Annotated in this window: 24 protein-coding genes; 12 read left to right on the top strand and 12 right to left on the bottom strand. The window is 57.2% G+C overall.

Annotation, left to right across the window (positions count from 1 at the left end; genetic code table 11):
• Positions 1–6: 6 nt before the first annotated feature.
• Positions 7–1,035 (bottom strand): LysR family transcriptional regulator, encoded by a 1,029-nt coding sequence (locus GO007_RS05075; protein WP_189339822.1) that lies wholly within the window; start codon positions 1,033–1,035, stop codon positions 7–9.
• A gap of 16 nt (positions 1,036–1,051) precedes the next feature.
• Here GO007_RS05075 and GO007_RS05070 point away from each other — a divergent pair, with 16 nt between their 5' ends.
• The gene (locus GO007_RS05070) at positions 1,052–2,266 is read left to right on the top strand and encodes an MFS transporter (protein ID WP_095096379.1); all 1,215 of its coding nucleotides are present in this window, start codon (positions 1,052–1,054) and stop codon (positions 2,264–2,266) included.
• A 52-nt stretch (positions 2,267–2,318) separates the two neighbouring features.
• Here the strand turns inward: GO007_RS05070 and murJ are convergent, their stop codons facing one another.
• The 4 genes from murJ to rimJ all read right to left on the bottom strand — a co-directional run bounded on the left by murJ (position 2,319) and on the right by rimJ (position 6,133).
• Positions 2,319–3,854 carry a murein biosynthesis integral membrane protein MurJ gene (gene murJ / locus GO007_RS05065; protein WP_095096376.1) on the bottom strand — a complete coding sequence of 512 codons (1,536 nt, stop codon included), beginning with the start codon at positions 3,852–3,854 and terminating at the stop codon, positions 2,319–2,321.
• A gap of 111 nt (positions 3,855–3,965) precedes the next feature.
• Entirely contained in the window at positions 3,966–4,889 is a 924-nt protein-coding gene (locus tag GO007_RS05060; protein ID WP_095096372.1) for a Gfo/Idh/MocA family protein, read from the bottom strand.
• A gap of 2 nt (positions 4,890–4,891) precedes the next feature.
• The gene (locus GO007_RS05055) at positions 4,892–5,539 is read right to left on the bottom strand and encodes a YceH family protein (protein WP_095096369.1); all 648 of its coding nucleotides are present in this window, start codon (positions 5,537–5,539) and stop codon (positions 4,892–4,894) included.
• A 9-nt stretch (positions 5,540–5,548) separates the two neighbouring features.
• On the bottom strand, positions 5,549–6,133 hold the full coding sequence (gene rimJ, locus GO007_RS05050) for a ribosomal protein S5-alanine N-acetyltransferase (RefSeq protein WP_095096366.1): 585 nt from the start codon (positions 6,131–6,133) through the stop codon (positions 5,549–5,551).
• A 229-nt stretch (positions 6,134–6,362) separates the two neighbouring features.
• Here rimJ and mdtH point away from each other — a divergent pair, with 229 nt between their 5' ends.
• From mdtH to GO007_RS05015, 7 genes are all read left to right on the top strand, one after another.
• Positions 6,363–7,571, top strand: coding sequence for a multidrug efflux MFS transporter MdtH (mdtH, locus tag GO007_RS05045; RefSeq protein WP_095096363.1), 1,209 nt, complete (start codon positions 6,363–6,365; stop codon positions 7,569–7,571).
• A 113-nt stretch (positions 7,572–7,684) separates the two neighbouring features.
• Positions 7,685–8,245 (top strand): lipoprotein, encoded by a 561-nt coding sequence (locus tag GO007_RS05040; RefSeq protein ID WP_095096360.1) that lies wholly within the window; start codon positions 7,685–7,687, stop codon positions 8,243–8,245.
• A 123-nt stretch (positions 8,246–8,368) separates the two neighbouring features.
• Positions 8,369–9,415, top strand: a complete 1,047-nt coding sequence (pyrC, locus tag GO007_RS05035; RefSeq protein WP_095096357.1) for a dihydroorotase — start codon at positions 8,369–8,371, stop codon at positions 9,413–9,415.
• A gap of 71 nt (positions 9,416–9,486) precedes the next feature.
• On the top strand, positions 9,487–9,738 hold the full coding sequence (gene dinI / locus GO007_RS05030) for a DNA damage-inducible protein I (RefSeq protein ID WP_095096354.1): 252 nt from the start codon (positions 9,487–9,489) through the stop codon (positions 9,736–9,738).
• Between the two features lie 388 nt (positions 9,739–10,126).
• The gene (gene bssS / locus GO007_RS05025; RefSeq protein ID WP_041144949.1) at positions 10,127–10,381 is read left to right on the top strand and encodes a biofilm formation regulator BssS; all 255 of its coding nucleotides are present in this window, start codon (positions 10,127–10,129) and stop codon (positions 10,379–10,381) included.
• A gap of 125 nt (positions 10,382–10,506) precedes the next feature.
• Complete coding sequence (gene solA, locus GO007_RS05020; RefSeq protein WP_095096351.1) at positions 10,507–11,625, top strand: N-methyl-L-tryptophan oxidase; 1,119 nt, start codon at positions 10,507–10,509, stop codon at positions 11,623–11,625.
• A gap of 76 nt (positions 11,626–11,701) precedes the next feature.
• Positions 11,702–11,815 (top strand): DUF2770 family protein, encoded by a 114-nt coding sequence (locus GO007_RS05015; RefSeq protein WP_095096348.1) that lies wholly within the window; start codon positions 11,702–11,704, stop codon positions 11,813–11,815.
• Here the strand turns inward: GO007_RS05015 and trhO are convergent.
• Positions 11,801–12,865, bottom strand: a complete 1,065-nt coding sequence (gene trhO, locus GO007_RS05010; RefSeq protein ID WP_095096345.1) for an oxygen-dependent tRNA uridine(34) hydroxylase TrhO — start codon at positions 12,863–12,865, stop codon at positions 11,801–11,803. The two genes, GO007_RS05015 and trhO, sit on opposite strands and share 15 nt — an antisense overlap.
• A gap of 209 nt (positions 12,866–13,074) precedes the next feature.
• On the opposite strand from trhO, the gene GO007_RS05005 reads away from it, so the two are divergent.
• The 3 genes from GO007_RS05005 to GO007_RS04995 all read left to right on the top strand — a co-directional run bounded on the left by GO007_RS05005 (position 13,075) and on the right by GO007_RS04995 (position 15,876).
• Complete coding sequence (locus GO007_RS05005) at positions 13,075–13,998, top strand: Kdo(2)-lipid IV(A) acyltransferase (protein ID WP_095096342.1); 924 nt, start codon at positions 13,075–13,077, stop codon at positions 13,996–13,998.
• 149 nt (positions 13,999–14,147) lie between these two features.
• Positions 14,148–15,398, top strand: coding sequence for a multidrug efflux MFS transporter MdtG (gene mdtG / locus GO007_RS05000; protein WP_095096339.1), 1,251 nt, complete (start codon positions 14,148–14,150; stop codon positions 15,396–15,398).
• A gap of 91 nt (positions 15,399–15,489) precedes the next feature.
• On the top strand, positions 15,490–15,876 hold the full coding sequence (locus tag GO007_RS04995; RefSeq protein ID WP_095096335.1) for a MysB family protein: 387 nt from the start codon (positions 15,490–15,492) through the stop codon (positions 15,874–15,876).
• Here GO007_RS04995 and GO007_RS04990 read toward each other — a convergent pair whose 3' ends face one another.
• The 3 genes from GO007_RS04990 to mdoG all read right to left on the bottom strand — a co-directional run bounded on the left by GO007_RS04990 (position 15,877) and on the right by mdoG (position 20,244).
• On the bottom strand, positions 15,877–16,104 hold the full coding sequence (locus GO007_RS04990; RefSeq protein ID WP_095096332.1) for a YceK/YidQ family lipoprotein: 228 nt from the start codon (positions 16,102–16,104) through the stop codon (positions 15,877–15,879).
• A 65-nt stretch (positions 16,105–16,169) separates the two neighbouring features.
• Entirely contained in the window at positions 16,170–18,698 is a 2,529-nt protein-coding gene (mdoH, locus tag GO007_RS04985) for a glucans biosynthesis glucosyltransferase MdoH (protein WP_095096330.1), read from the bottom strand.
• Positions 18,691–20,244: a glucans biosynthesis protein MdoG gene (mdoG, locus tag GO007_RS04980; RefSeq protein WP_095096327.1), complete on the bottom strand. Its 1,554-nt coding sequence runs from the start codon at positions 20,242–20,244 to the stop codon at positions 18,691–18,693. The genes mdoH and mdoG overlap by 8 nt, the downstream gene beginning before the upstream one ends.
• 252 nt (positions 20,245–20,496) lie before the next feature.
• Here mdoG and mdoC point away from each other — a divergent pair, with 252 nt between their 5' ends.
• Positions 20,497–21,660 carry a glucans biosynthesis protein MdoC gene (gene mdoC, locus GO007_RS04975; protein WP_095096324.1) on the top strand — a complete coding sequence of 388 codons (1,164 nt, stop codon included), beginning with the start codon at positions 20,497–20,499 and terminating at the stop codon, positions 21,658–21,660.
• A 30-nt stretch (positions 21,661–21,690) separates the two neighbouring features.
• On the opposite strand, the gene GO007_RS04970 is transcribed toward mdoC, so the two are convergent.
• The 3 genes from GO007_RS04970 to GO007_RS04960 form a co-directional block, all read right to left on the bottom strand.
• Positions 21,691–22,281 (bottom strand): TetR/AcrR family transcriptional regulator, encoded by a 591-nt coding sequence (locus tag GO007_RS04970; RefSeq protein ID WP_095098053.1) that lies wholly within the window; start codon positions 22,279–22,281, stop codon positions 21,691–21,693.
• A gap of 79 nt (positions 22,282–22,360) precedes the next feature.
• Positions 22,361–22,885, bottom strand: a complete 525-nt coding sequence (gene ymdB, locus GO007_RS04965; protein WP_095096322.1) for an O-acetyl-ADP-ribose deacetylase — start codon at positions 22,883–22,885, stop codon at positions 22,361–22,363.
• A 377-nt stretch (positions 22,886–23,262) separates the two neighbouring features.
• Entirely contained in the window at positions 23,263–23,754 is a 492-nt protein-coding gene (locus GO007_RS04960; protein WP_095098050.1) for a DUF1097 domain-containing protein, read from the bottom strand.
• Positions 23,755–23,789 lie beyond the last annotated feature (35 nt).

The following is a 23,789-nucleotide window of genomic DNA, read 5'->3' as shown; positions in this document are numbered from 1 at the left end:
TTTTTTTTATTCCCCTTCCGGACGCTGCATGCCCGCAACCTGCGGCATAACCTCGCGCATCAGGTCGAGAAACTTACGTAAACGGGTCGGATAGTACCGCGCCCACGGATAAACCAGATGGACCGGCAGGGAAGACGCTCGCCACTGCGGAAACGGTTCGACCAGCCGCCCGGCGGCGATATCCCCCACCACCGCCCAGCTTGAAACGATAGCCACCCCCAATCCCGCCAGCGCGGTATTGCGCGCCACGTACACGCTATCGGTACTCAGGCACGGCACGATGCCGAAGGCCTGCTGCTGATTACACTCCTGATGGAATAATTTCACCTCATGCTGATAAAAGGTGCTGATCGCCACCCACGGCAGCTGCGACATCTCCTGGGGCGTTTCTAATGTCGGGTAGCGCGCCAGCAGTGAGGGAGCGGCAACCACGCTGCGCGGCACCTCAGCCAGCAGCACTGACACCGTCTCAGGGTCCACTTCGGCCCCCACGCGAATCGCACAATCGATATTATCGCTGAGAAAATCGACGGTTTTGTCATTCAGCATCCACTCTACGGACAGCTGCGGATAGCGCTGCAGAAAGCTGACCAGCGGCCCCAGCAACTGCTGCTGACCAAAAGCGTGCGGCGCACGTACCCGCAGCACGCCGACGGGCCGGTCATCGGCAATGCTCAGATCGTCTTCCAGCGCCAGCCACGCATCGACCACCCGACGCGCATGCTGATAGCAGCGCTCGCCGTCGTCGGTCAGCTTCATCGCATGGGTGGTTCGCAGAATCAGCTTACTGCCCAGCAGGCCTTCCAGCGACTGCAGGCGCCGGCTCACCGTCGCCTGGGTAGTGTTCAGCTGAAGCGCGGCGGCAGAAAGCGAACCGGCTTCGACGATTCGAATAAAGGTGCGCATCAGTTCAATCCGGTCTATACGTTCCTGCCGCTTCATATTTACTATGCCTATACGTTTTGCGTATAACCGTTTTACCACCACGCTATCTACCGCACCAGCCTGATTCAGGGAAAAATAGCGCCATCGCATCTACGAGGGCTTTATCATGGCACCGACAACACTATCCTCCCGCGAAGCCGGCTGGATTATCTTCATACTCGCTCTTGGCGCAGGCTTTAGCGTCGCCTCTATTTACTACGCCCAGCCGCTGCTGCCATTAATGGGCGCCAATCTGCATCTCAGCGTCGAAGGCATGGGGCTGGTTCCAACCCTGACACAGGCGGGCTATGCGCTAGGCATTCTGTTTCTTCTGCCGCTCGGCGATCGCCATGACCGCCGTACGCTGATTTTACTCAAAAGCGCCGCGCTGGCCGTGCTCCTGCTGCTGTGTAGCCTGACGGGGCAGCTCACTTCCCTGCTGATTGTCAGCCTGCTGATCGGGATGGCGGCGACGATGGCCCAGGACATCGTTCCGGCGGCCGCAATCCTCGCCCCGGCGGGGAAACAGGGGAAAATGGTGGGCACCGTCATGACCGGCCTGCTGCTGGGTATCCTGCTCTCAAGAACGGTGAGCGGCGTGGTCGGCGCGCTGTTTGGCTGGCGGATGATGTACCAGGCTGCGGCGGTTAGCATCGCGCTGATTGGCCTGCTGATGTGGCGCGTGGTGCCGCGGTTTGAAATTCACTCGACCCTCAGCTATCCGCAGCTGATGAAGTCGATGGCGCATCTCTGGCAGCTCTACCCGGCCCTGCGCCGCGCCGCGCTGGCACAGGGCTTTCTCTCCATCGCCTTCAGCGCCTTCTGGTCAACGCTGGCGGTCATGCTGCTCGAACGCTATCAGATGGGCAGCGCCGTTGCCGGCGGATTCGGCATCGCCGGGGCCGCAGGAGCGCTCGCCGCGCCGCTGGCCGGCGGCCTGGCGGATAAATATGGCGCCGGGAAAGTCACCCAGCTGGGCGCAGCGCTGGTTACCGTCTCTTTTGCCCTGATGTTCCTGCTGCCGGTACTGCCGCCCCACGGCCAGCTGGCGCTGATCGCTATCTCGGCTATTGGCTTCGACCTTGGTCTGCAGTCAAGCCTCGTGGCGCACCAGAACCTGGTGTACGGTCTGGAGCCGCAGGCCCGCGGCAGGCTGAACGCCCTGCTGTTCACCGGCGTCTTTATTGGCATGTCGCTCGGTTCCGTGCTCGGCAGCAAACTGTACGTGATAGCCGGCTGGAGCGGCGTGGTGATCCTGGCCGTGGCCGCGGGCGCTATCGCCCTTGCGATTCGCCTGCTGGAAAACGCGCGGATCGCGGCGCTACAGCGCGCGGGGCAATAAAAAAACCCGCTCCGCGCTGCGGAACGGGTCTGTTTCTACCCGGAGTTTAGCTTCAGGCCGTGCGTCGGGCGAACTCTTTCACCCGGAAGCCCAGCAGCAGCAGGCTGGCAAAATAGGCCACCACGCCAACCCCCACCACCGCCATCAGGCGCAGCAGACGGAACGGCATGGTCCCCTGGGACCACTCCGGCATGATATACATCATCCCAAGCAGCGCCGCAGACATCACCAGCACCGCAATCACCAGACGCAGCAGGAAGGTAAACCAGCCCGGCTGTGGGGTGAATATTTTTTGCTTACGCAGCTGCCAGTAGAGCAGCGCGGCGTTGAGGCAGGCGGCAAGCCCGATAGAGAGCGACAGGCCGGCATGCTTCAGCGGGCCGATAAAGATCAGGTTCATCACCTGAGTCATAATCAGGGTGACAATGGCGATTTTAACCGGCGTTTTAATATCCTGGCGCGAGTAGAACCCCGGCGCCAGAACCTTAACGACAATCAGCCCCATCAGCCCGACGGAATAGGCCACCAGCGCGCGCTGGGTCATTGCCGCATCAAAGGCGCTAAATTTACCGTACTGGAACAGCGCTACCGTCAGCGGCTTCGCGAGGATCCCCAGCGCCACCGCGCTCGGCAAGGCCAGCAGGAAGCACAGGCGCAGCCCCCAGTCCATCAACCGGCAGTACTCATCATGATTACCGCTGGCAAAGCTTTTTGACAGCGACGGCAGCAGAATTGTCCCCAGCGCCACGCCCAGCACGCCGGATGGAAACTCCATCAGACGATCGGCGTAGTACATCCAGGATACCGAGCCGGAAACGAGGAAAGACGCGAATATTGTGTTGATAATCAACGAAATCTGGCTAACTGACACGCCGAGGATCGCCGGCCCCATCTGCTTCACCACCCGTACCGCACCGGCGTCTTTCAGGTTGATACGCGGCAGCACCAGCATGCCAATTTTTTTCAAATGCGGCAGCTGATAGGCCAGCTGCAGTACGCCGCCGACGGTGACCGCCCACGCCATTGCCAGCATCGGCGGGTGGAAATACGGCGCCGCAAATAGCGCAAAGCCAATCATGCTGACGTTAAGAAAAGTGGGCGCAAAGGCGGGAACGGAAAAACGGTTCCAGGTATTGAGGATCGCGCCGGCTAATGAGGCCAGCGAGATCAGCAAAATATAGGGGAAGGTGATGCGCAGCAGCTGCGTCGTCAGCGCAAATTTATCCGGGGAGTCGGCAAACCCTGGCGCGGTCACGGTGATGACCCAGGGAGCGGCCAGCATGCCGAGGAGGGTTACTACCGCCAGAACCAGCGTCAGAAGACCCGAAACATAGGCCACGAATACGCGGGTGGCGTCTTCGCCCTGCTTGCTTTTATATTCAGCCAGTATCGGCACAAACGCCTGAGAAAACGCGCCTTCGGCAAAAATGCGACGCAGCAGGTTCGGTAATTTGAACGCCACAAAAAAGGCGTCCGTTGCCATTCCCGCACCAAAAATACGCGCGACGATGGCGTCTCGCGCAAAGCCCAGCACGCGCGAAAACATGGTCATCGAACTGACTGCCGCCAGTGATTTTAAAAGGTTCATTGAGGTGTTTTCCACAACCCTGAAGTAAAACGCCCGCAATGGCGGGCGCTGGAAAGTGGCGATAGTCTACCGGGTTCGTCATGAATTACTACTGCCAGATGTTACAACGAATTATTCGCTCATCGCCTCGCGCCACAGCTTTTCAACGATGCGCTGGGCCAGCAGCGCCTGTTCGCCTGCGGTTTCGGGAACCGTCTGATTTTGCACGCATTCAATAAAATGACGCGCGCAGCCCACAAAGCCGCGCTGCTCGAGGGTCGTTTGCCAGCCGGGAACCGGACGCTGAACCACACCCTGGCCGCGCTCTTCCTGCCACTCGCGCATATCACGAACTTCATACAGGCCGCCGTCGGTGACCGCCTGAACCCACTCCCGCTGGCTGCCGGCGCGCCGGTGCATGCTGGTGGTCACCTCCAGCTGCGGCGAGCTGAAGCGGTGTTCGGCATAGAGCATTTCACCCTGGGCGGTGGTTTGCAGCAGGCCGCCGCTCAGACGCGCCTTCCCGTCCGCCAGCCACAGCGCGGTATCGACCACGTGCAGGTAGTCATCAAGCAGGGTAAAGCGCAGGTCGTGACCGACGCTGTCGCCACGATGCTTATCCATACGCAGCGAGGCGGCATCGTCCAGATGCGCTTTCAGCTCACGATAAAGCGGAGCAAAGCGGCGGTTAAATCCTACCATCAGCGTCAGCCCGCGGCGAGCGGCCAGCTCAACCAAGGATTCGGCTTCGCTGAGCTTATCCGCCAGCGGTTTATCCACGCAGACGTGCACCCCGGCGTTAAGCAGCCGGCTGACGACCTCAAAGTGCGAGGCCGTCGAGGTATGAACAAATACCGCATCACACTGCGCCGCCAGCTGCTCCAGGGAATCTGCATAGGGAATGCGCCAGGTTTCGCAGATACGTAGCGCCTTCTCTTTACCCGGTGACCAGGCCGCCTGCAGCGTCCAGCCGTCCGCGGCGCCTAATACCGGCAGCCAGGCCTTCTGCGCAATGCCACCCAGTCCCACCACTCCAACGCGTAGTTTCGCCGTCACGATTAATCCCCCAGATGGGCCAACAGCGATGCCAGCCGCTCTTTTAGTTCCGCCACTTCGGCCTCCAGCACCTCAACCCGGGTCTGGAGATCGTCTCCCGACGGCGATACCGCTTCTACCGCCGTGATAAGCGAATCCATATCATCGCAGAACAGATGCATATAGCGGCATTCGCGTTTCCCCGGTTCGCGAGGCAGACGCGCGACGAACGGGCCGTCATCACGGCTTGCCAGCTTCTCAAGCACGCTTTCGATTTCCGCCATATCGCTGAATTCATACATTCTCTGCGCCCGGCTGCGCAGTTCGCCCGGCGTCTGCGCGCCGCGCAGCAGCAGCGTCGTGACCACCGCGACCTCCGCCGGCGTCAGCTTCAGATCGCCGAACTCGGAATTGCAAAATCGCTGTTCGTATTTGGTCACCCGATTGCCAAACCCGCTCACCGTACGCAGATAGTGGCGCTTGACCAGCGTATCCAGCAGATCCTGAATATCGCTTTCACTGAGCGACATCACCGGCTCCCGGTTGGTTTTCTGGTTACAGGCGGTCACCACCGCGTTGACCGATAGAGGATACTGCTCCGGCGTCGTGACCTGTTTTTCCAGCAGGCAGCCAATAACGCGCGCTTCGTGCGCGGTTAACTGATATTTCATGATCTCTCCTTAGCGACCCGGGATCCAGTCCGGTGTCGTCAACGCCGTCAATACGTGGTCACGCCACTGGCCATTGATTAACAGATAATCTTTGGCGTAACCCTCTTTTTCAAAGCCAAGACGCGCCAGCAAATCGCCGCTGCGCTGATTGTGCGGCATATAGTTGGCCATAATGCGATGAATATGCTGCGTGCGCTGCATATAGCGAATTGCCGAGGTCAGCGCTTCAAACATCAGCCCCTGCCCCTGCCACTTCTCACCGATGGAGTAGCCGAGGTAGCAGGCATGAAACGAGCCGCGCACCACGTTCGAAAAATTCGCCACGCCGACTATCTCCTTCTCTTGCGGATCGAGGAGCGCAAAATAGAACGCCGAGCCCTGCTTATGAAACTCCGAAATCATCGACAAGCGCGCCTGCCAGCCGGAGGGGTAGCAGTGGCTGTCGTCGCGCACCGGCTCCCAGGGTTTTAAGAACCCTTTATTCTCCGCGTAGTAGTCGGCCAGACGCCAGGCGTCACGATCGTGGACCAGCCGCGTCACCAGCCTGTCCGTCGTCAAACGCACCTTTGGTACGTTACTGCGGTAGCCAAACATTCCCCTCTCCTGTTCCCCTGACTTATTACCCTGCTCCCTTCACTATACCTGTCCTGAACGACGGAGTGAAAACAGCAACATACCATTTTCTGCACCATCTCCCTTTTTCGATGAATAGCCTCTATCAAACTTGCTTTTTGATAAAAAAATATTGTCGCAAGTACGCTGGGAAACGCCCGGGCTTCCCCGCAAACTAGTAGGGCTAATCTTTATTTTCCCAGGAGGGGAAATGTCCCGCGTATCGCAGGCAAGGAGCCTGGGTAAATACTTCCTGTTGGTCGACAACATGCTGGTCGTTCTCGGCTTTTTTGTCGTCTTCCCGCTGATTTCCATTCGCTTTGTCGACCAGATGGGCTGGGCCGCGCTGATGGTCGGTATCGCCCTCGGCCTGCGCCAGCTGGTCCAGCAGGGTCTGGGGATTTTTGGTGGCGCGGTTGCCGACCGTTTCGGCGCCAAGCCGATGATCGTCACCGGTATGCTGATGCGCGCGGGCGGCTTTGCCGCGATGGCGGTGGCCCATGAGCCGTGGGTGCTCTGGCTATCCTGCATTCTCTCGGGCCTCGGCGGAACGCTGTTTGACCCGCCGCGCGCGGCGCTGGTGGTGAAGCTGGTGCGCCCGCATCAGCGCGGTCGCTTCTTTTCGCTCCTGATGATGCAGGACAGCGCCGGCGCGGTCATCGGCGCCCTGCTCGGCAGCTGGTTGTTACAGTACGATTTCCGCCTCGTGTGCAGCGTAGGCGCGGCGCTGTTTGTCGCCTGCGCCAGCTTCAACGCCTGGTATCTCCCGGCCTGGAAGCTGTCGACGGTGAAAACGCCGGTGCGCGAAGGGCTGGGGCGCGTGCTGCGCGACAGGCGCTTCGTAACCTATGTTCTGACGCTAACCGGCTATTACATGCTGGCGGTGCAGGTCATGCTGATGCTGCCGATTATGGTCAACGACATCGCGGGCTCCCCTTCTGCGGTCAAATGGATGTATGCCATTGAAGCGACGATATCGCTGACGCTGCTGTATCCGATTGCCCGCTGGAGTGAAAAGCGCTATCGGCTGGAGCATCGGCTGATGGCCGGTCTGCTGGTCATGACGCTCGCCATGCTGCCGATTGGTTTAACCAGCAACCTGCAGCAGCTGTTTACGCTGATTTGCATTTTCTATATGGGCTCGATTATCGCGGAGCCGGCGCGTGAAACCCTGGGCGCGTCGCTGGCCGACGCCCGCGCGCGCGGCAGCTACATGGGCTTCAGTCGACTGGGGCTGGCCTTTGGCGGGGCCTTCGGCTACGCCGGCGGCGGGTGGCTGTTTGACGCCGGTAAAGCGCTCAACCAGCCGGAGCTACCGTGGCTGATGCTGGGTATTATCGGCTTTATCACCTTTATCGCCCTGTGGTGGCAGTTCAGCGCCAGGCGTTCGGCCTCCGGAATGCTCGAGCCACGAACCTGAGTCGCTGCGTAAAGCCAGGCTGATTTTCAGCATTTTCCGCTAGCGCCTACGGTGCTGGCAGGCCATGCTGCTTTGTGTCAGGATGAGCCCATGGCATTACGTTAAGGAACCCAATGAAAAAGATGTTTATCGTGGCCGCGCTTATCGTTAGCGGCCTCCTGAGCGGCTGTAACCAGCTTACGCAGTATTCGATAAGCGAACAGGAAATTAATCAGGCGCTGCAGAAACGTAACCACTTCGCCAAGGATATCGGCCTGCCGGGCGTGGCGGATGCGCATATCGAACTGCACGATTTAACCAGCGCGATTGGTCGCGAGGAGCCGAATAAAGTGACCCTCAGCGGCGTTGCCAATCTGGATCTCAATTCGCTGTTCGGTAATCAAAAAGCCACTATTGACCTTAAGCTTAAAGCGCTGCCGGTATTCAATAAGGAAAAAGGGGCGATCTTCCTGCAGGAGATGGAAGTCGTCGATGCGAAAGTCGCGCCGGAGAAGCTGCAGTCGGTAGTGCAGACGCTGATCCCCTACCTGAACCAATCCCTGCGCAGCTATTTTAACCAGCAGCCCGCCTACGTTCTGCGCGAAGACGCCAGCACCGGTGAAGCGCTGGCGAAAAAGTACGCTAAAGGCATTGAGGTTAAGCCGGGTGAGATAATCATCCCCTTCACCAATTAACATCGCGGGCGCCAGGGCGCCCGTTTTTTTACGGAAGTTGATGCAAAGGAAAACGTTTACGCTTATCCTTTGTGCCCGGTGAAAAACAGCCCTGATGACTGAACCTATTAGCCGGAGCCTTCCATGACAGCACAACCCCAGGTACTGAAAATCCGTCGCCCTGACGACTGGCACATCCATCTGCGCGATGACGATATGCTGGAAACCGTCGTGCCTTACACCAGCGAGTTTTATGGTCGGGCGATCGTGATGCCGAATCTGGCGCCGCCTGTCACCACCGTTGAAGCCGCCGTCGCCTATCGCCAGCGGATCCTTAACGCCGTGCCCGCCGGGCATGATTTTACCCCTCTGATGACCTGCTACCTGACCGATACGCTCGATCCAGCCGAGCTGGAGCGCGGATTTGAGGCCGGCGTTTTTACCGCGGCTAAACTGTACCCGGCCAATGCCACCACTAACTCCAGCCACGGCGTGACCAGCATCGATGCCATTATGCCGGTGCTTGAGCGTATGCAAAAACTCGGCATGCCGCTGCTGGTACACGGCGAAGTGACGCACGCGGAGATCGATATCTTCGATCGCGAGGCGCGCTTTATCGAAACGGTGATGGAGCCGCTGCGCCAGCGCCTGCCGGGTCTGAAAGTGGTGTTCGAACATATCACCACCAAGGATGCCGCAGAGTACGTTCGCGATGGCAACGAACTGCTGGCCGCCACCATTACGCCACAGCATCTGATGTTTAACCGTAATCACATGCTGGTCGGCGGTATTCGTCCGCACCTTTACTGCCTGCCGATTCTGAAACGTAATATTCACCAGCAGGCCCTGCGCGAGCTGGTCGCCAGCGGCTTTACCCGCGCGTTTCTCGGTACCGACTCCGCGCCGCACGCGCGTCATCGTAAAGAAACCAGCTGCGGATGCGCCGGCTGCTTTAATGCGCCAACCGCGCTGGGTAGCTACGCAACGGTGTTCGAAGAGATGAATGCGCTGCAGCACTTCGAAGCATTTTGTTCGCTTAACGGCCCGCGCTTCTACGGTCTGCCGGTCAATGAGAGCTTTGTTGAGCTGGTGCGCGAAGAGAGCGTTGTGGCAGAAAGCATCGCACTGCCGGGCGACACGCTGGTCCCCTTCCTGGCCGGTGAAACCATACGCTGGACGATGAAAAAATAAAACGCCGCCCTCTGTTGTAAATACAAAAACGATACTGTATAAATAAACAGTACATTACACAGGGGGCAATCATGCGCATCGAAGTGTCTATCGCCAAAACCACAGCCTTACCGAGCGGCGCTTTAGAAGCGCTGAATAATGAACTCTCCCGACGTATCGATCTGCAGTTCCCGGCTGAACCAAGCCAGGTAACCGTACGCTTCGCCACCGGTAACAATCTTTCCGTTATCGGTGGCCTTAAAGAAGATAAAGACCGGATAAGCGAAATCCTGCAAGAAACCTGGGAAAGCGCTGATGACTGGTTTATCCACGACGTACCCTGAGTCACCCGGGCGCATGAAAGCGGCAGCGCAGAACGCCTCAGGCTGTTAGCCGAAGCTTTTGCCTGCCCAATACTCATGCGGTTCGAAGTCTGACCGGTACAGCAAATTAATTTGCTCCCTCATTGTGCTTCTTTTGCCGGGTCGCCCCGGCTTTTTTATTCCCTCCGTCTGATACTCGGATTTTTCTTTAATCCCTGATAATTTCCTTAAAAAATAACGTACCGCGGTACAAAATTTGCGCAAAAAAGCGTCAAAAAGAGAAAAGCTCGCCCCGTTCGCGTTAATTTCTCGAGTTTATTCTTAACTGCTGATATAATTAACTTGCTTCAAAAAATATGCATTAAACCTCGAGAATTGTTGTCTTTTAACATATGAATAAGGGGTTATGATGGAAAAGAATAATGAAGTCATCCAGACCCATCCCCTCGTCGGATGGGACATCAGCACCGTAGATAGCTACGACGCGCTGATGTTGCGCCTGCACTACCAGAACCCCACTCATGAAAGCAGTAATGAAGCTGAAATTGGCCAGACTTTATGGCTGACGACGGACGTCGCACGTCAATTTATTTCTATTCTTGAAGCCGGCATTGCGAAGATTGAAGCAGGTGAATACCAGGTAAATGAGTACCGCAGACATTAGTGATTCTGCTGTCATCCATATACTCTAACTAAACAGGCACCGGTTGGTGCCTGATTTATTTTCGGGCTTGTATAAGTACGGGTTGTTAATTACCCTGCTAATAAAGCAAAAACCCGGAACATACCATGCAATACGACCTCATCATTATCGGCAGCGGCTCAACCGGCGCCGCCGCAGGCTATTATGCCCGTCGCGCAGGACTCAACGTCCTGATGACCGACGCCCACCAGCCTCCGCACCAGGAAGGCAGCCATCACGGCAACACGCGTCTTATCCGCCACGCCTATGGTGAAGGTGAAAGATACGTCCCTCTGGTGCTGCGGGCGCAGCAGCTCTGGGACGAACTAGCCGCCCTCAGCGGTGAAGCCGTTTTTGAACGTACCGGGGTGATCAACCTCGGCCCGGCGGATTCCGCGTTTCTCACTAACGTCATGAACAGCGCTCGTGAATTTGCGCTCAACGTTGAAGAGATGGACGCCCAGGCCATTATGGCCCGCTGGCCGGAAATTCGCGTGCCTGAGGGCTATCGCGGGGTATTTGAACCAGCATCAGGCGTCCTGCGCAGCGAACTGGCCATTGAAACCTGGATTCGCCTGGCTCGTGAAGCGGGCTGTGCGCAGCTGTTCAACTGTCCGGTCACCGCGATCCATCATCATCAGGATGGCGTCACTATCGACACCGCGGATGGCCAGTACAGCGCTAAAAAGCTGTTGATCAGCGCCGGTACCTGGGTGACCCGCCTGCTGCCTGAGCTGCCGGTTCAGCCGGTGCGCAAAATCTTCGCCTGGTTCCAGGCCGATGGCCGCTACAGCAGCAAAAACAATTTTCCGGCGTTTACCGGCGAACTGCCCAACGGCGATCAGTTCTACGGCTTCCCGGCGGAAGATAATGAACTCAAAATCGGCAAGCACAACGGCGGGCAGCTCATCTCCACCGCGGAAGAACGCACGCCGTTTGGCAGCGTGGCGACGGACGGCTCGGAATCGTTCAATTTTCTGCGCAACGTCCTGCCCGGCATCGGCGGCTGCCTGCACGGCGCATCCTGCACCTACGACAATACGCCGGATGAGGACTTCATTATCGATACTCTCCCCGGTCATCCGCAAACGCTGCTGATTAGCGGATTAAGCGGTCATGGCTTTAAATTTGCTCCGGTTTTGGGCGAAATTGCCGTCCAGTTTGCCCGGGGAGAATCGCCGGCTTTTGATCTGACCCCCTTCTCACTGGCGCGCTTTCAGCAATAATAGCCACCCCGCGGCGCTGCCACCGCACCAATAAAAAAACGGCCTCACCGGAGGCCGTTTATGACTGAGAGATCTTATGCGTCGCCTGTATGACTTACTGATCAACAACATCCGCGAGCATTTTATGATTTATCTCGCGCTGTGGCTGCTGCTGGCCATCATCGACCTTGTCTGGCTATGGTTTTTCTGAAGGCTCAGGATCCGGGATCCCCAGCTTAGTATTCAGACGCCCGCGAGATTTATTGAAGATCTTATTCCCGTTCTCACGCCCGGCCCGCAGCTGACGCTGCTCCTCTTCCGGCAGCTTATGCTCCTCCATGCAGGATTCGCTGCAGCATCCGGCAAACTTCTCCGCACAGCTCGGACACTGGATAAACAGCAGATGGCAGCCGTCGTTCAGGCAGTTGGTGTGGCTATCGCAGGGCGCGCCGCACTGATGGCAGTGCGCGATAACGTCGTCAGAAATACGCTCGCCCATGCGCTCATCGAAAACAAAGTTTTTACCGATAAAACGCACCGGCAGACCCTGCTCGCGCGCGCGACGCGCATACTCAATAATGCCGCCTTCGATGTGCCAGACCTTGCTGAAGCCGTTGTGCTTCATCCACGCGCTGGCTTTTTCGCAGCGGATGCCGCCGGTACAGTACATAACGATTTTTTTATCTTTATGCTCCTGCATCATCTCAACCGCTTTCGGCAGCTGATCGCGGAAAGTATCGGCGGGAATTTCCATCGCCTGCTCGAAATGCCCCACTTCGTATTCGTAATGGTTGCGCATATCGATAAAGATCGCTTCGGGGTCATCCAGCATCGCGTTAACTTCCGCAGCTTTCAGGTAGTCACCCACGTTAGAGGCATCAAACGTCTCATCGTCGATACCATCGGCGACAATTCGGTCGCGCACCTTCAGGCGCAGCACCCAAAACGATTTCCCGTCGTCGTCGAGAGCGATGTTCATTCGCAGCCCTTCCAGCGCCGGGTTGAACGCGTACAGATACTCGCGCAGGGCCTCAACGCGGCTTTGCGGTACGCTGATTTGCGCATTGATCCCTTCGTGGGCCAGGTAAATACGGCCAAACACGTTCAGCTTAGTGAGCGCAATCCACAGGGCGTCGCGCGTCGCTTGTGGATCAACGATGGTGAAGTACTTATAGAAAGAGATCGTCGTGCGCGGCTCGGTCTCGGCCAACATCTGCGCTTTTAACGTCTCATTTGAAATGCGGTTATGTAACACTGGCATGGTGTACCTGCTCGACATAAAAATGAGTAAAACAAACGGCCGGCATCATATAGTAAACGGCATTAATTTACATCCATACATTTCAAGCTACATTTTTTACAGCAACATTCGCTATGATTTAACAATAAATGCCACCTGGGCCAGTCGTTTTGGCTGAACCATAAAAAAATGCGATAATAGAACGCGTTGCTTAATTAAACAGGTATGAGATGACCCATTTACCTAAATTTTCCGCGGCGTTACTGCACCCGCGTTATTGGCTGCTTTGGCCAGGAATTGGCCTGCTGTGGCTGGTTGTCCAGCTTCCCTATCCGCTGATTTATCGCCTGGGCACCGCTCTGGGTCGACTCGCGATGCGCCTGATGACCCGACGGGCCAAAATTGCTTACCGCAACCTGGAGCTCTGCTTCCCCGAGAAGAGCGAGCAGGAGCGCCATCAGCTGGTAAAACAGAATTTTGAATCCGTTGGCATGGGCCTGATGGAAACCGGCATGGCCTGGTTCTGGCCTGCGCGGCGCATTGCGCGCTGGACGGATGCGACTGGCGTCGAACATATCCGGGCCGTGCAGGAGCAAAAACGCGGCATTCTGCTGATCGGTATCCACTTCCTCACCCTTGAAATGGGCGCCCGCATGTTCGGGATGAATGAGCCGGGGATTGGCGTCTATCGCCCGAATGATAACCCGGTCATCGACTGGCTGCAGACGTGGGGGCGACTGCGCTCCAACAAGGATATGATCGACCGTAAGGATCTGAAGGGCATGGTGCGGGCGCTGAAAAAAGGCGATGTTATCTGGTATGCGCCGGATCACGACTACGGCCCGGCCTCCAGCGTCTTTGTGCCGTTTTTCGCCGTCGACCAGGCCGCCACCACCTCCGGCACCTGGATGCTGGCAAAAATGTCGAAGGCCTGCATCGTTCCCTTCGTACCGCGCCGTAAGCCCGATGGCAAAGGCTATGAGCTGATTATTCTGCCGCCGGAGTGCGATCCGCCGCTGGATGACCCGCAAACGACCGCCGTGTGGATGAACCACATCGTCGAGAAATGCATTCTGATGGCGCCGGAGCAGTATATGTGGATGCATCGCCGCTTCAAGTCGCGCCCGCCCGGCGTTCCTTCACGCTACGAATAACCGCCGTTACTCCGCACAAAGCCCCCGTTTCGGGGGCCACGCCCTTAGCATTAAAAGCGGTCCTCCATTGCGGCAACCGTTTCTCAGGCGCATAATTAGCAGGCTCATATTTTCAACTTTTGACCTGCGGCGCAGGCCAGTGGGAACCTATGTCGTCTGCTGATATACCTGTTAACTGGAAACGCAATCTTACCGTCACCTGGTTCGGCTGTTTTTTGACCGGCGCGGCGTTCAGCCTGGTTATGCCGTTCCTTCCGCTTTACGTTGAACAGCTCGGCGTCACGGGCCACGGCGCCCTCAATATGTGGTCTGGGCTGGTCTTCAGCATTACCTTTCTTTTCTCCGCCGTTGCCTCACCGTTCTGGGGCGGGCTTGCCGACCGAAAAGGTCGAAAAATCATGCTGCTACGTTCCGCTCTCGGAATGGCTATCGTCATGATGCTGATGGGACTGGCGCAAAATATCTGGCAATTTCTGGTGCTGCGCGCGCTGCTGGGATTGTTAGGCGGCTTTATTCCGAACGCCAATGCCCTTATCGCGACCCAAATCCCTCGCCAGAAAAGCGGCTGGGCGCTGGGAACGCTCTCAACCGGGGCCGTCAGCGGCGCCCTGCTTGGCCCGCTGGCCGGTGGTTTTCTCGCCGATCTGTGGGGCCTGCGCGCCGTCTTCTTTCTTACCGCCAGCGTCCTGTTTATCTGCTTCCTCCTGACGCTGTTCTTCATCCGCGAGCAGTTTGTGCCGGTGGCGAAAAAAGAGATGCTCAGCGCCAGAGACGTGTTCTCCTCGCTGAAAAGCCCAAAACTGGTGCTCAGCCTGTTCGTCACCACCCTGATTATCCAGGTTGCTACCGGGTCGATTGCCCCGATCCTGACGCTGTACGTGCGGGATCTGAGCGGGGACATCAGCAATATTGCGTTTATCAGCGGGATGATCGCCTCCGTTCCCGGGGTTGCCGCCCTGATCAGCGCCCCGCGTCTCGGCAGGCTGGGGGACCGTATCGGGCCGGAAAAAATCCTCATCGTGGCGCTGATCCTCTCCGTTCTGCTGCTTATTCCGATGTCATTCGTCCAGACGCCGCTGCAGCTGGGCGTCCTGCGTTTTCTGCTCGGCGCTGCCGACGGCGCGCTGCTGCCGGCCGTGCAAACGCTGCTGGTGTACAACTCCACCAGCCAGGTCGCCGGCCGCATCTTCAGCTATAACCAGTCGTTTCGCGATATTGGTAACGTCACCGGCCCGCTCATCGGCGCCTCCGTCTCCGCCAACTATGGCTTCCGGGCGGTCTTTTTGGTCACCGCCTGCGTGGTGCTGTTCAACGCTATCTACTCGACTATCACCTTACGCCAGCCGAGAAGCAGCGCACCTTCTGACAGCCGGGGCTCCGGCGATCGTTCGGTAAATTAAGTCAGCAAGGCGCCCTTCCCCTTGACGCATTGCCCGCCGCCTTCTATAGATTGAATCGAGTCCATTTCTCATTCTTCTTAGGGGGTTAGCCATGCCAAAGGATTCCGTTTTCTATGCCACGCTCGAAGAAGCTATCGATGCGGCCCGCGAAGAGTACCTGGCCAATAATCCGGATAGCGACGAGGAGAGCGCTAACGTCGAGCAGCTGAATATCCAGAAATACATTTTGCAGGATGGCGATATCGCCTGGCAGGCCGAGTTTTTTGCCGACGAAGATGGGGAAGGCGATTGTCTGCCAGTGCTCAGCGGCGAAGCGGCTCAGAGCGTTTTTGACGGCGATTATGACGAGATAGAGCTCCGCCAGGAGTGGCTGGAAGAGAATACGCTCCATGAATGGGATGAGGGCGAGTTTCAGCTTGAACCCTCTCTGGATACGGAAGAGGGTCAGACGGCGGCCGATGAGTGGGATGAGCGCTAGCTAATTGTAGGGTCCGTGGCTCGCATCAAGCGGCAGCAGCAGCGTGTCGAACACCAGTGAAAATGGCAGGTCGAGGATGGTGATATAGCGCCACGACGAATCGCGAACGTCCCACTGAACGCCGGGGTAATACTGATTGCCATGCCCCTGCCCCGGCACCGTGCGGCTAATAATGCTGCCGCAGCCGCTGAGTACCAGGGTCATAACGATGACCAGCAAAATTCTCATCTGTAACCTCAACTCCTGGAGAAAAAAATACCGGCAAATTGCCGGTATTTTTATTAACGCGCGGCTTACTTCGTTTTTAATGCCAGCGGATTCAGCGTTAGCTGACCATAGGCATCCACCCACGAAGAGTATTTCTCCGGCGCGGCCCATACCCGATAGTGCAGGCGCGACATCGTCACCGGATCGCTTAACAGCACCAGACGGCGGTCGCGGTTAAGTTTGTCCGGCGTCTCGTTCAACGCCTGCTCAACGTGACGTTCGCGGGCGATATCGAGGATCCGACCGTGACGGTGACGAGCGGTAGCCATTGCCGTCGCCAGCGCGTTAAACGATGGGTTAAACACGGCGTGCATAAAGCCATCATCCAGCGAACGCTGACGGTTCAGGGTCAGATAAGCATCGGTATCCTTCAGCACCTGCGGCGGGGAATACTCTTCCGGGATCAGGAACAGTTTCCAGCGCTTGGTACGCAGACCAACGGTCGCCCGGCTGGAAATCACCGACACGAACGGCGACAGGATCAGCGAGAATACGATTGGCGCCAGCCAGAACAAGAAGCGCAGATCCAGCCACGCCATTCCGACGGCCCAAACCAGGCCCAGCAGCAGCTGTGAACCGTGGCGCATAAACGCTTCGCCCCACGGGGTCGAGTCGTCATCACGCTGCGGCGAGTTCCAGACCACTTCCCAGCCGAGGAAGGCGCTGACCACAAACACGGTGTGGAACAGCATACGCACCGGCGCCAGCAGCACGGAGAACAGCACCTCCAGCAGCAGAGAGAGCGTCACGCGGATAAACCCGCCGTACTCCTTCGACCCTTTGCACCACACCAGAATAATGCTCAGCAGTTTCGGCAGGAACAGCAGCACCATCGTTGAGGCAAACAGGGCGATCGCCAGCTCCGGACGCCACTGCGGCCAGACCGGGAACAGCTGGCGCGGCTGCAGGAAGTACTGCGGCTCGGTGAGCGCGTGCACCACCTGCAGAGCGGTCGACAGGGCGAGGAACATAAACCACAGCGGCGCGGAGAGATAGGACATGACGCCGGTCAGGAACACCGCCCGGTGTACCGGGTGCATGCCTTTAACCAGGAACAGGCGGAAGTTCATCAGGTTACCGTGGCACCAGCGACGGTCACGCTTCAGTTCATCCAGCAGGTTCGGCGGCAGCTCCTCATAGGAGCCCGGCAGGTCATAGGCAATCCACACGCCCCAGCCGGCACGACGCATCAGCGCGGCTTCCACGAAGTCGTGCGACAGAATCGATCCGGCGAAGGAGCCTTCACCCGGCAGCGGCGCCAGCGCGCAGTGCTCAATGAACGGTTTGACGCGGATAATTGCGTTATGACCCCAGTAGTGCGACTCGCCAAGCTGCCAGAAGTGCAGACCGGCGGTAAACAGCGGGCCGTATACGCGGGTCGCGAACTGCTGACAGCGGGCGTAGAGGGTGTCCATCCCGGAGGCACGCGGCGACGACTGGATAATCCCGGCGTTCGGGTTAGCCTCCATCAGACGCACCAGCCCGGTCAGACATTCTCCGGACATCACCGAGTCGGCGTCCAGCACCACCATGTAGCTGTACTGGCTGCCCCAGCGGCGGCAGAAGTCATCGATGTTACCGCTTTTACGCTTCACGCGACGACGACGACGGCGATAGAAAATCTGCCCCTCACCCTGGACTTCAGCAATCAGCTCCATCCACGCCTTTTGCTCCGCTACGCAAATATCCGGATTGTAGCTGTCGCTCAGGATGTAAACGTCGAAGTGCTGCTGCTGGCCCGTCGCTTTCACCGATTCCCAGGTGGCGCGCAGACCGGCGAAAACGCGATCGACGTCTTCGTTGCAGATAGGCATGATCAGCGCCGTCCGATGCTCTGGATTCAGCGGCTCATCGCCGACGGTGGAGGCGGAAATACTGTACTTATCGCGCCCCATCAGCAGCTGCAGGAAGCCCATCAGCGCCGTCCAGAATCCCGCTGATACCCAGCAGAAGAGGACCGCAAAGAGGATCAGAATACCGGTTTGCAGCATATACGGCAGCAGCTGCATAAATGAAACCCACAGATTCTGCCCTACCATGTCGGCGGGGTTGATTAACGCCCAGCCCTGATATGGCAGAATGGTTTTCATGTACCAGGTCGCGACGACCGTCTGCGCCAGCGTCAGCAGCAGCAGAATGTAGCGACGAATGGTACCGGCGGTGCGCCATTTCTGCTCGCTTTCCTGCTCTTCTTTGGTCAGACGAGAAAGATAGCGCGGGGTGACATCGCGTCCACGGAGCCGATCCCAGAAGCGACCGACCGGGTTGGTCCGCCACGGATCCGGGAACATAGAGGAGCGTTTCGCCTTCGGCATGGCGTGCAGCTGGGTGCGCCCTTCATCATCTTTGATGAGCTGATCGCCCGCCAGCGCGTCTGGCCAGCTGTGCTCCAGCCGCGATTTCACCGACCCCAGAGGGGAATCGTCTTCGCGGGGAAAATCGTGACGATCGGCGTCCAGCGCTTCATGTACCGCCTTCAGGCTGCTATCAGGAAGCGCAGATTTCTCTGCCCCCGACAGCGGCAAGGCGTCAATGTACTTGGTTATGTTATTCATTAGCAGGCAGCTGATAGCTCCAGGTTTCACTCAGCGTCTGGTCGGCATTGACCAGCGCAGCGCGCATTTCCGTAGTTTTCTTCGGATCTTTCACCTTCACGCGCAGAATCATACGCCAGCCCTTGGTGATCGGGTTATAACGCACCGCGTTCTCAACGATTTCCGCGTTATCGCCAATGCTCGCCTGCGCCGTTACCGGCGTATCTGACGGCATTTTTTTCATCTCAGGACCGGTGAAATCAACGATGAACGCGATGGTGCCGTCCGGCTGACGAATCAGGTTTGACTGCTTCACATCGCCGGTGGAACGACGGGTTTGCATAACGTAGGCGTTATCCGGCGCGTGCAGCTTGTCTTCATCGCGGCTAAAGGTAATAGAGTATTTGAAGTTCATCTCTTTACCCGGCTCCGGCAGCTGATCCGGCGTCCAGTAGGTCACGATGTTATCGTTAGTTTCATCGTTGGTTGGAATTTCAACCAGTTCGATTTTACCTTTACCCCAGTCGCCTTTCGGCGTGATCCATGCGCTCGGACGCAGATCGTAGCGGTCGTCGAGGTCTTCAAAGCGAGAGAACTGACGCCCGCGCTGCAGCAAACCAAACCCTTGCGGATTTTCCATCGCGTAGCTGCTGACGGCCAGATGCTTCGGATTGTTCAGCGGACGCCAGATCCACTCGCCGTTGCCGGCAAGAATAGACAGACCGTTAGAGTCGTGCAGCGCCGGACGGTAGTTTGTCGCCGGAGACGGCTGATTTGGCCCGAACAGGAACATGCTGGTCAACGGCGCAACGCCTAGCTTGCCGACCTTGTCACGCAGGTACACCTTCGACTGCACGTCAACCACGGTATCGCGACCCGGCATAATGACAAAACGATACGCTCCGGTTGCGCGCGGGGAGTCGAGCAGAGCATAAATTGTCAGACGCTTGTCGGTAGCTTTTGGACGCTCGATCCAGAACTCGCGAAAACGCGGGAACTCTTCGCCTGAAGGCAGCGCAGTATCGATTGCAAGCCCGCGAGCGGAGAGCCCGTAAACCTGGCCCTGGCCCAGTACGCGGAAATAGCTGGCTCCGAGCATGCTGACAATTTCGTCATTCTTATCTTTGCTGTTGATCGGGTACAGCACTTTAAACCCGGCAAAGCCAAGGTCTTTTACCGTGTCTTTGTCATGCTGGACGCTGCCAAAATTGAAATAGTCCGGGTTATATTTAATCTTATGCACGCTGCTTGCCGTCACTTCATTAATGGTGACCGGCGTGTCGAAGTACATGCCCTGATGATAAAATTCAAGTTTGAACGGGGTCTTCTGGTTATTCCAGTATGCTTTATCGTGGTTGAACTGGATTTGCTGGTAGTCCGCATATTTCATGTCGCGGAAAACGGAGGGCAGGTTGCTCTTCGGCGCTTCATAGCCCTTCCCGGCTAACGATTTTGCCTCTTTTGCAACGTCATCAATGCTAAACGCCCATGCAGATGAAGTACACAGGGACAACATTACGGCTGCGCTTAACCAGCGCATTTTCATCATCTGTGGTTTATGTTTCATATAAGTAAGCACTTCCCCCTTTGTGTGCTTAAATCGATCCGATCTATTTTAATGGAAATTCAGGCAATCCGACAACATAATCCCTGCATTGTTCAGCTTAGCAGTACAGGTAATGGACAGTTCTCTGTCACTTTTGCACTTTGCGTGCTTATCCTGGAGACAGATATCCAGAGTTGATGTAGGGTTGCTGAGAATTTAAACGTTATCACCTTGAGTGATAAGACGAATTGTCTGAGAATGTAGTGAAACTGTATGAATAATGCGCCAGTAGAACGTGAATATTTCTTCGATAGCATCCGCGCGTGGTTAATGCTGCTGGGGATACCTTTTCACATATCGCTTATCTATTCCAGCCACAGCTGGCATGTTAATAGCGCCGAACCCTCCTGGTGGCTGACGCTGTTTAACGATTTTATTCATGCTTTTCGCATGCAGGTTTTCTTCGTCATTTCCGGCTATTTTTCCTACATGCTCTTTCTCCGCTATCCGCTCAAAAAATGGTGGAAGGTGCGGGTTGAGCGCGTAGGCATCCCCATGTTAACCGCCATTCCTCTGCTGACCCTGCCGCAGTTTATTATGCTGCAGTACGTCAACGGTAAAGCCGATAGCTGGCACGCGCTTTCGGGGTACGACAAATTCAATACCCTCGTCTGGGAGCTGATCTCGCATCTGTGGTTTTTACTGGTGCTGGTGGTGCTGACCACCCTCGGCGTCGTGCTGTTCAAATGGCTCACCGGACGCCGCGCGGGAAGCGGCCAGACCTTTGGTGACACCGTCACATTGGCTCAGCTATCGATGATTTTTCTCGCGCTCGGCGTGCTCTACGCGCTGATTCGCCGCTCGCTGTTTATTCTCTACCCGCCGATTCTCAGCAACGGCCTGTTTAATTTTATCGTCATGCAGACGCTGTTCTATCTGCCGTTCTTCATTCTCGGGGCGCAGACCTTTATCAACCCGCGCCTGAAAGCACTGTTTACGCAGCCGTCTCCGTGGTGCTTCGTCGGGGCGCTGCTGGGCTTTATCGCCTACCGCCTGAACCAGCAGTACGGTTCCGGGGACGCGTGGATGTTTGAAACCGAGTACGTCATTACCATGGTGCTCGGCCTGTGGATGGTTAACGTGGTGTTTTCCCTTGGACACCGCTTGCTGAACTTCCAGTCGGCGCGGGTGACCTATTTTGTCAATGCATCCCTGTTTATTTATTTGGTGCACCACCCGCTGACCCTGCTGTACGGAGCCTGGGTTGCTCCGGCCATCAAATCGAACACCTTAGGGTTTATTGCCGGTCTGATTTTTGTGGTGGGGATTGCGCTGATCCTCTACGAAATTCACCTGCGCATCCCGCTGCTGCGCTTCCTCTTTTCGGGAAAATTCCAGGCTAAGACGGTAAAACCGCAGGTTTCGGCCAACGGATAGCCTCATCGGGGCTGCGTCGGCCGGCGAAGATTATTCTTTGGCAAACAAAAGCCGGAACACGTCGCGATAGAGCGCGGCCATCGCCGGCTTATCCACCTCCGATGCGCTGGTCAGCTCGCGACGATACGCCGCGCCTTCCGTTAAGACGGCGATCAGCTCGCTGGCGGCGTCGATCTGCTCCGCCGACATCTCGGGATGAGAGTGACGGGTGAGCCGCCCGCCCTCCTCTTTTAAACGCCGGTCGGCCTGCTGTAAAATTTCACGCAGGCGCGGATTTCTTGAGGCTTCAGCGTTAATCTCCATCAGCAGATAATTATCGCTTATTGTTGCGGCCGGCGGCGGTATGACGCCAGCCAGCAGCGATGCCATCCGCTCCAGGTCGTGATTTCCGCGAATCATCTCCCCCACCCTGGCGTGGACAATTTCGCTGACTATCGCTTCAATAATCTCCTCTTTGCTTGCAAAGATGCGATACAGCTGCCCTACGCTAAGCCCGGCCTCGCGGGCAATATCGGCAACGGATGCGCCGTGCAGCCCTTTTGCGGCAAAACATGTTTGTGCGGCAGAAACAATCTCCGCCCGACGAACGAGCTGCTTTTGCGCTACCTTTCCCTCAGCCACCAACAGATCTCCTTAATTGATAATCGCCGACGCCTGCGGACAACTATCGCTTCCCGGCGGCGGCGGCGTTGCGCAGCGCCTATTGTGCCTGCAGCAAGCGGTTATAAATTTCAGCCGTTTCGGCATCAAAACAGACAAAGCAGACGCGTTCCAGCGGATTGTAGCGCGTGAGAAAGGCATTCACCGTCCGTACGGCGATCTCCGCCGCAGCCTGTTTAGGGTAGCCGTACACGCCGGTGCTGATTGCCGGGAAGGCAATCGTGCGGTAGCTATTCGCCGCCGCCAGCTGCAGGCTGTTTTTATAGGCATCGGCCAGCAGTTCCGCTTCCTGTCGATCGCCACCGTGCCAGACCGGCCCAACGGCGTGAATTACCGCGCTGGCCGGGAGCTGGCCGGCGATGGTGATCACCGCATGGCCCGGAGCGCACTCGCCCTGCTGCTGCCGCACTATTTTGCACGCCGCCAGAAGCTCCGGCCCGGCGGCCCGATGAATAGCGCCATCAACTCCACCGCCGCCAAGCAGCGAAGGGTTAGCAGCGTTGACGATAACATCGACTGCCAGCGTCGTGATGTCTCCGAGAATAACCTCAGGTTTAACAGCCATTTCGCCTCCTGTCGGCAAACGTCTTAAGTAAAGCTTAGCGGTAATATCGCATGACGGCCCCGCGGACGGAAGCCTGAGGCCCGGCAATGACCGATATTCGGTTGCCAGAATAGCAAGGGTATGTTGCGGATTAATATACTTTAATTGTACTGATTCGCCGTTTTCAACATCCAGGCTCCCTTTTGCGGGATCCCGATCGGCAATCCGTTCGTTTTTTCGTCTGGGGAAGGCCGCTTATCCAACGGCTAAAATGGTGGCCCGGGCGATTATGACGCCCGCCGTGGAGCAAAGGATCGCCGCAGAAGCAGGAAAAGGATGATTTGTAGAAAAGCAAAACAGGACCTGAGGTCCTGTTTATCACTACGGGATAATGTCGCTCAGGCTTCGTCGGGCCTTTCGTGGGCCAACGATTTACTCTTTTCCGCGCGCGCCGCCAGCCAGAGTCCGCTGTTTTTCATCGCGTAGCCAAAAACCAGCCCCAGCGCCAGAGAAGGCACAATTAGCCGCCAGTCGCCGCTGCCGGCAAACGTGGCGCAGGCGCCGATAAAGGTGCCAGGAACGAAGGAAAGCAGCAGCTGACGCGCCTGAATGCACATCAAAAACGCCACAATGCCGGTCATCATATAGCCGAGGATTTCCAGATGCGGCGCCAGGGCGCTGCCGTAAACGATCACCTGCGCCCATATCACGCCGCTCATCACCGTACAGCCCGAGATCAGCAGCCCTTTCAGGCCGCCCTGCGGGCAGGCAAAATAGGCCGTGCAGCCGAGAAAGCCAGCCCAGCTCAGCAGGCCGAACGCGACCGCCACCCATCCCCAGATCCCGGAGAGAATGCCCGTCGTTATTGCAATTGCGAGAAGTATGTTCATGGCGCGTATCATAGCAGATACGCGCCCTTCAAACG

Origin of the sequence: Klebsiella sp. 10-1, from assembly GCF_009758445.1 — a bacterium.
In the GTDB taxonomy this organism is placed as follows: Bacteria; Pseudomonadota; Gammaproteobacteria; order Enterobacterales; family Enterobacteriaceae; genus Klebsiella; species Klebsiella scottii.
This window is presented reverse-complemented; position numbering and strand designations above follow the sequence as displayed.

Bases quoted from the DNA above. Each gene is read 5' to 3' on its own strand.
- GO007_RS05075 (WP_189339822.1), bottom strand. From the start codon at position 1,035: ATGCGATGGCGCTATTTTTCCCTGAATCAGGCTGGTGCGGTAGATAGC.
- GO007_RS05070 (WP_095096379.1), top strand. From the start codon at position 1,052: ATGGCACCGACAACACTATCCTCCCGCGAAGCCGGCTGGATTATCTTC.
- murJ (WP_095096376.1), bottom strand. From the start codon at position 3,854: ATGAACCTTTTAAAATCACTGGCGGCAGTCAGTTCGATGACCATGTTT.
- GO007_RS05055 (WP_095096369.1), bottom strand. From the start codon at position 5,539: ATGAAATATCAGTTAACCGCGCACGAAGCGCGCGTTATTGGCTGCCTG.
- rimJ (WP_095096366.1), bottom strand. From the start codon at position 6,133: ATGTTTGGCTACCGCAGTAACGTACCAAAGGTGCGTTTGACGACGGAC.
- mdtH (WP_095096363.1), top strand. From the start codon at position 6,363: ATGTCCCGCGTATCGCAGGCAAGGAGCCTGGGTAAATACTTCCTGTTG.
- GO007_RS05040 (WP_095096360.1), top strand. From the start codon at position 7,685: ATGAAAAAGATGTTTATCGTGGCCGCGCTTATCGTTAGCGGCCTCCTG.
- pyrC (WP_095096357.1), top strand. From the start codon at position 8,369: ATGACAGCACAACCCCAGGTACTGAAAATCCGTCGCCCTGACGACTGG.
- dinI (WP_095096354.1), top strand. From the start codon at position 9,487: ATGCGCATCGAAGTGTCTATCGCCAAAACCACAGCCTTACCGAGCGGC.
- bssS (WP_041144949.1), top strand. From the start codon at position 10,127: ATGGAAAAGAATAATGAAGTCATCCAGACCCATCCCCTCGTCGGATGG.
- solA (WP_095096351.1), top strand. From the start codon at position 10,507: ATGCAATACGACCTCATCATTATCGGCAGCGGCTCAACCGGCGCCGCC.
- GO007_RS05015 (WP_095096348.1), top strand. From the start codon at position 11,702: ATGCGTCGCCTGTATGACTTACTGATCAACAACATCCGCGAGCATTTT.
- trhO (WP_095096345.1), bottom strand. From the start codon at position 12,865: ATGCCAGTGTTACATAACCGCATTTCAAATGAGACGTTAAAAGCGCAG.
- GO007_RS05005 (WP_095096342.1), top strand. From the start codon at position 13,075: ATGACCCATTTACCTAAATTTTCCGCGGCGTTACTGCACCCGCGTTAT.
- mdtG (WP_095096339.1), top strand. From the start codon at position 14,148: ATGTCGTCTGCTGATATACCTGTTAACTGGAAACGCAATCTTACCGTC.
- GO007_RS04995 (WP_095096335.1), top strand. From the start codon at position 15,490: ATGCCAAAGGATTCCGTTTTCTATGCCACGCTCGAAGAAGCTATCGAT.
- GO007_RS04990 (WP_095096332.1), bottom strand. From the start codon at position 16,104: ATGAGAATTTTGCTGGTCATCGTTATGACCCTGGTACTCAGCGGCTGC.
- mdoH (WP_095096330.1), bottom strand. From the start codon at position 18,698: ATGAATAACATAACCAAGTACATTGACGCCTTGCCGCTGTCGGGGGCA.
- mdoG (WP_095096327.1), bottom strand. From the start codon at position 20,244: ATGAAACATAAACCACAGATGATGAAAATGCGCTGGTTAAGCGCAGCC.
- mdoC (WP_095096324.1), top strand. From the start codon at position 20,497: ATGAATAATGCGCCAGTAGAACGTGAATATTTCTTCGATAGCATCCGC.
- ymdB (WP_095096322.1), bottom strand. From the start codon at position 22,885: ATGGCTGTTAAACCTGAGGTTATTCTCGGAGACATCACGACGCTGGCA.
- GO007_RS04960 (WP_095098050.1), bottom strand. From the start codon at position 23,754: ATGAACATACTTCTCGCAATTGCAATAACGACGGGCATTCTCTCCGGG.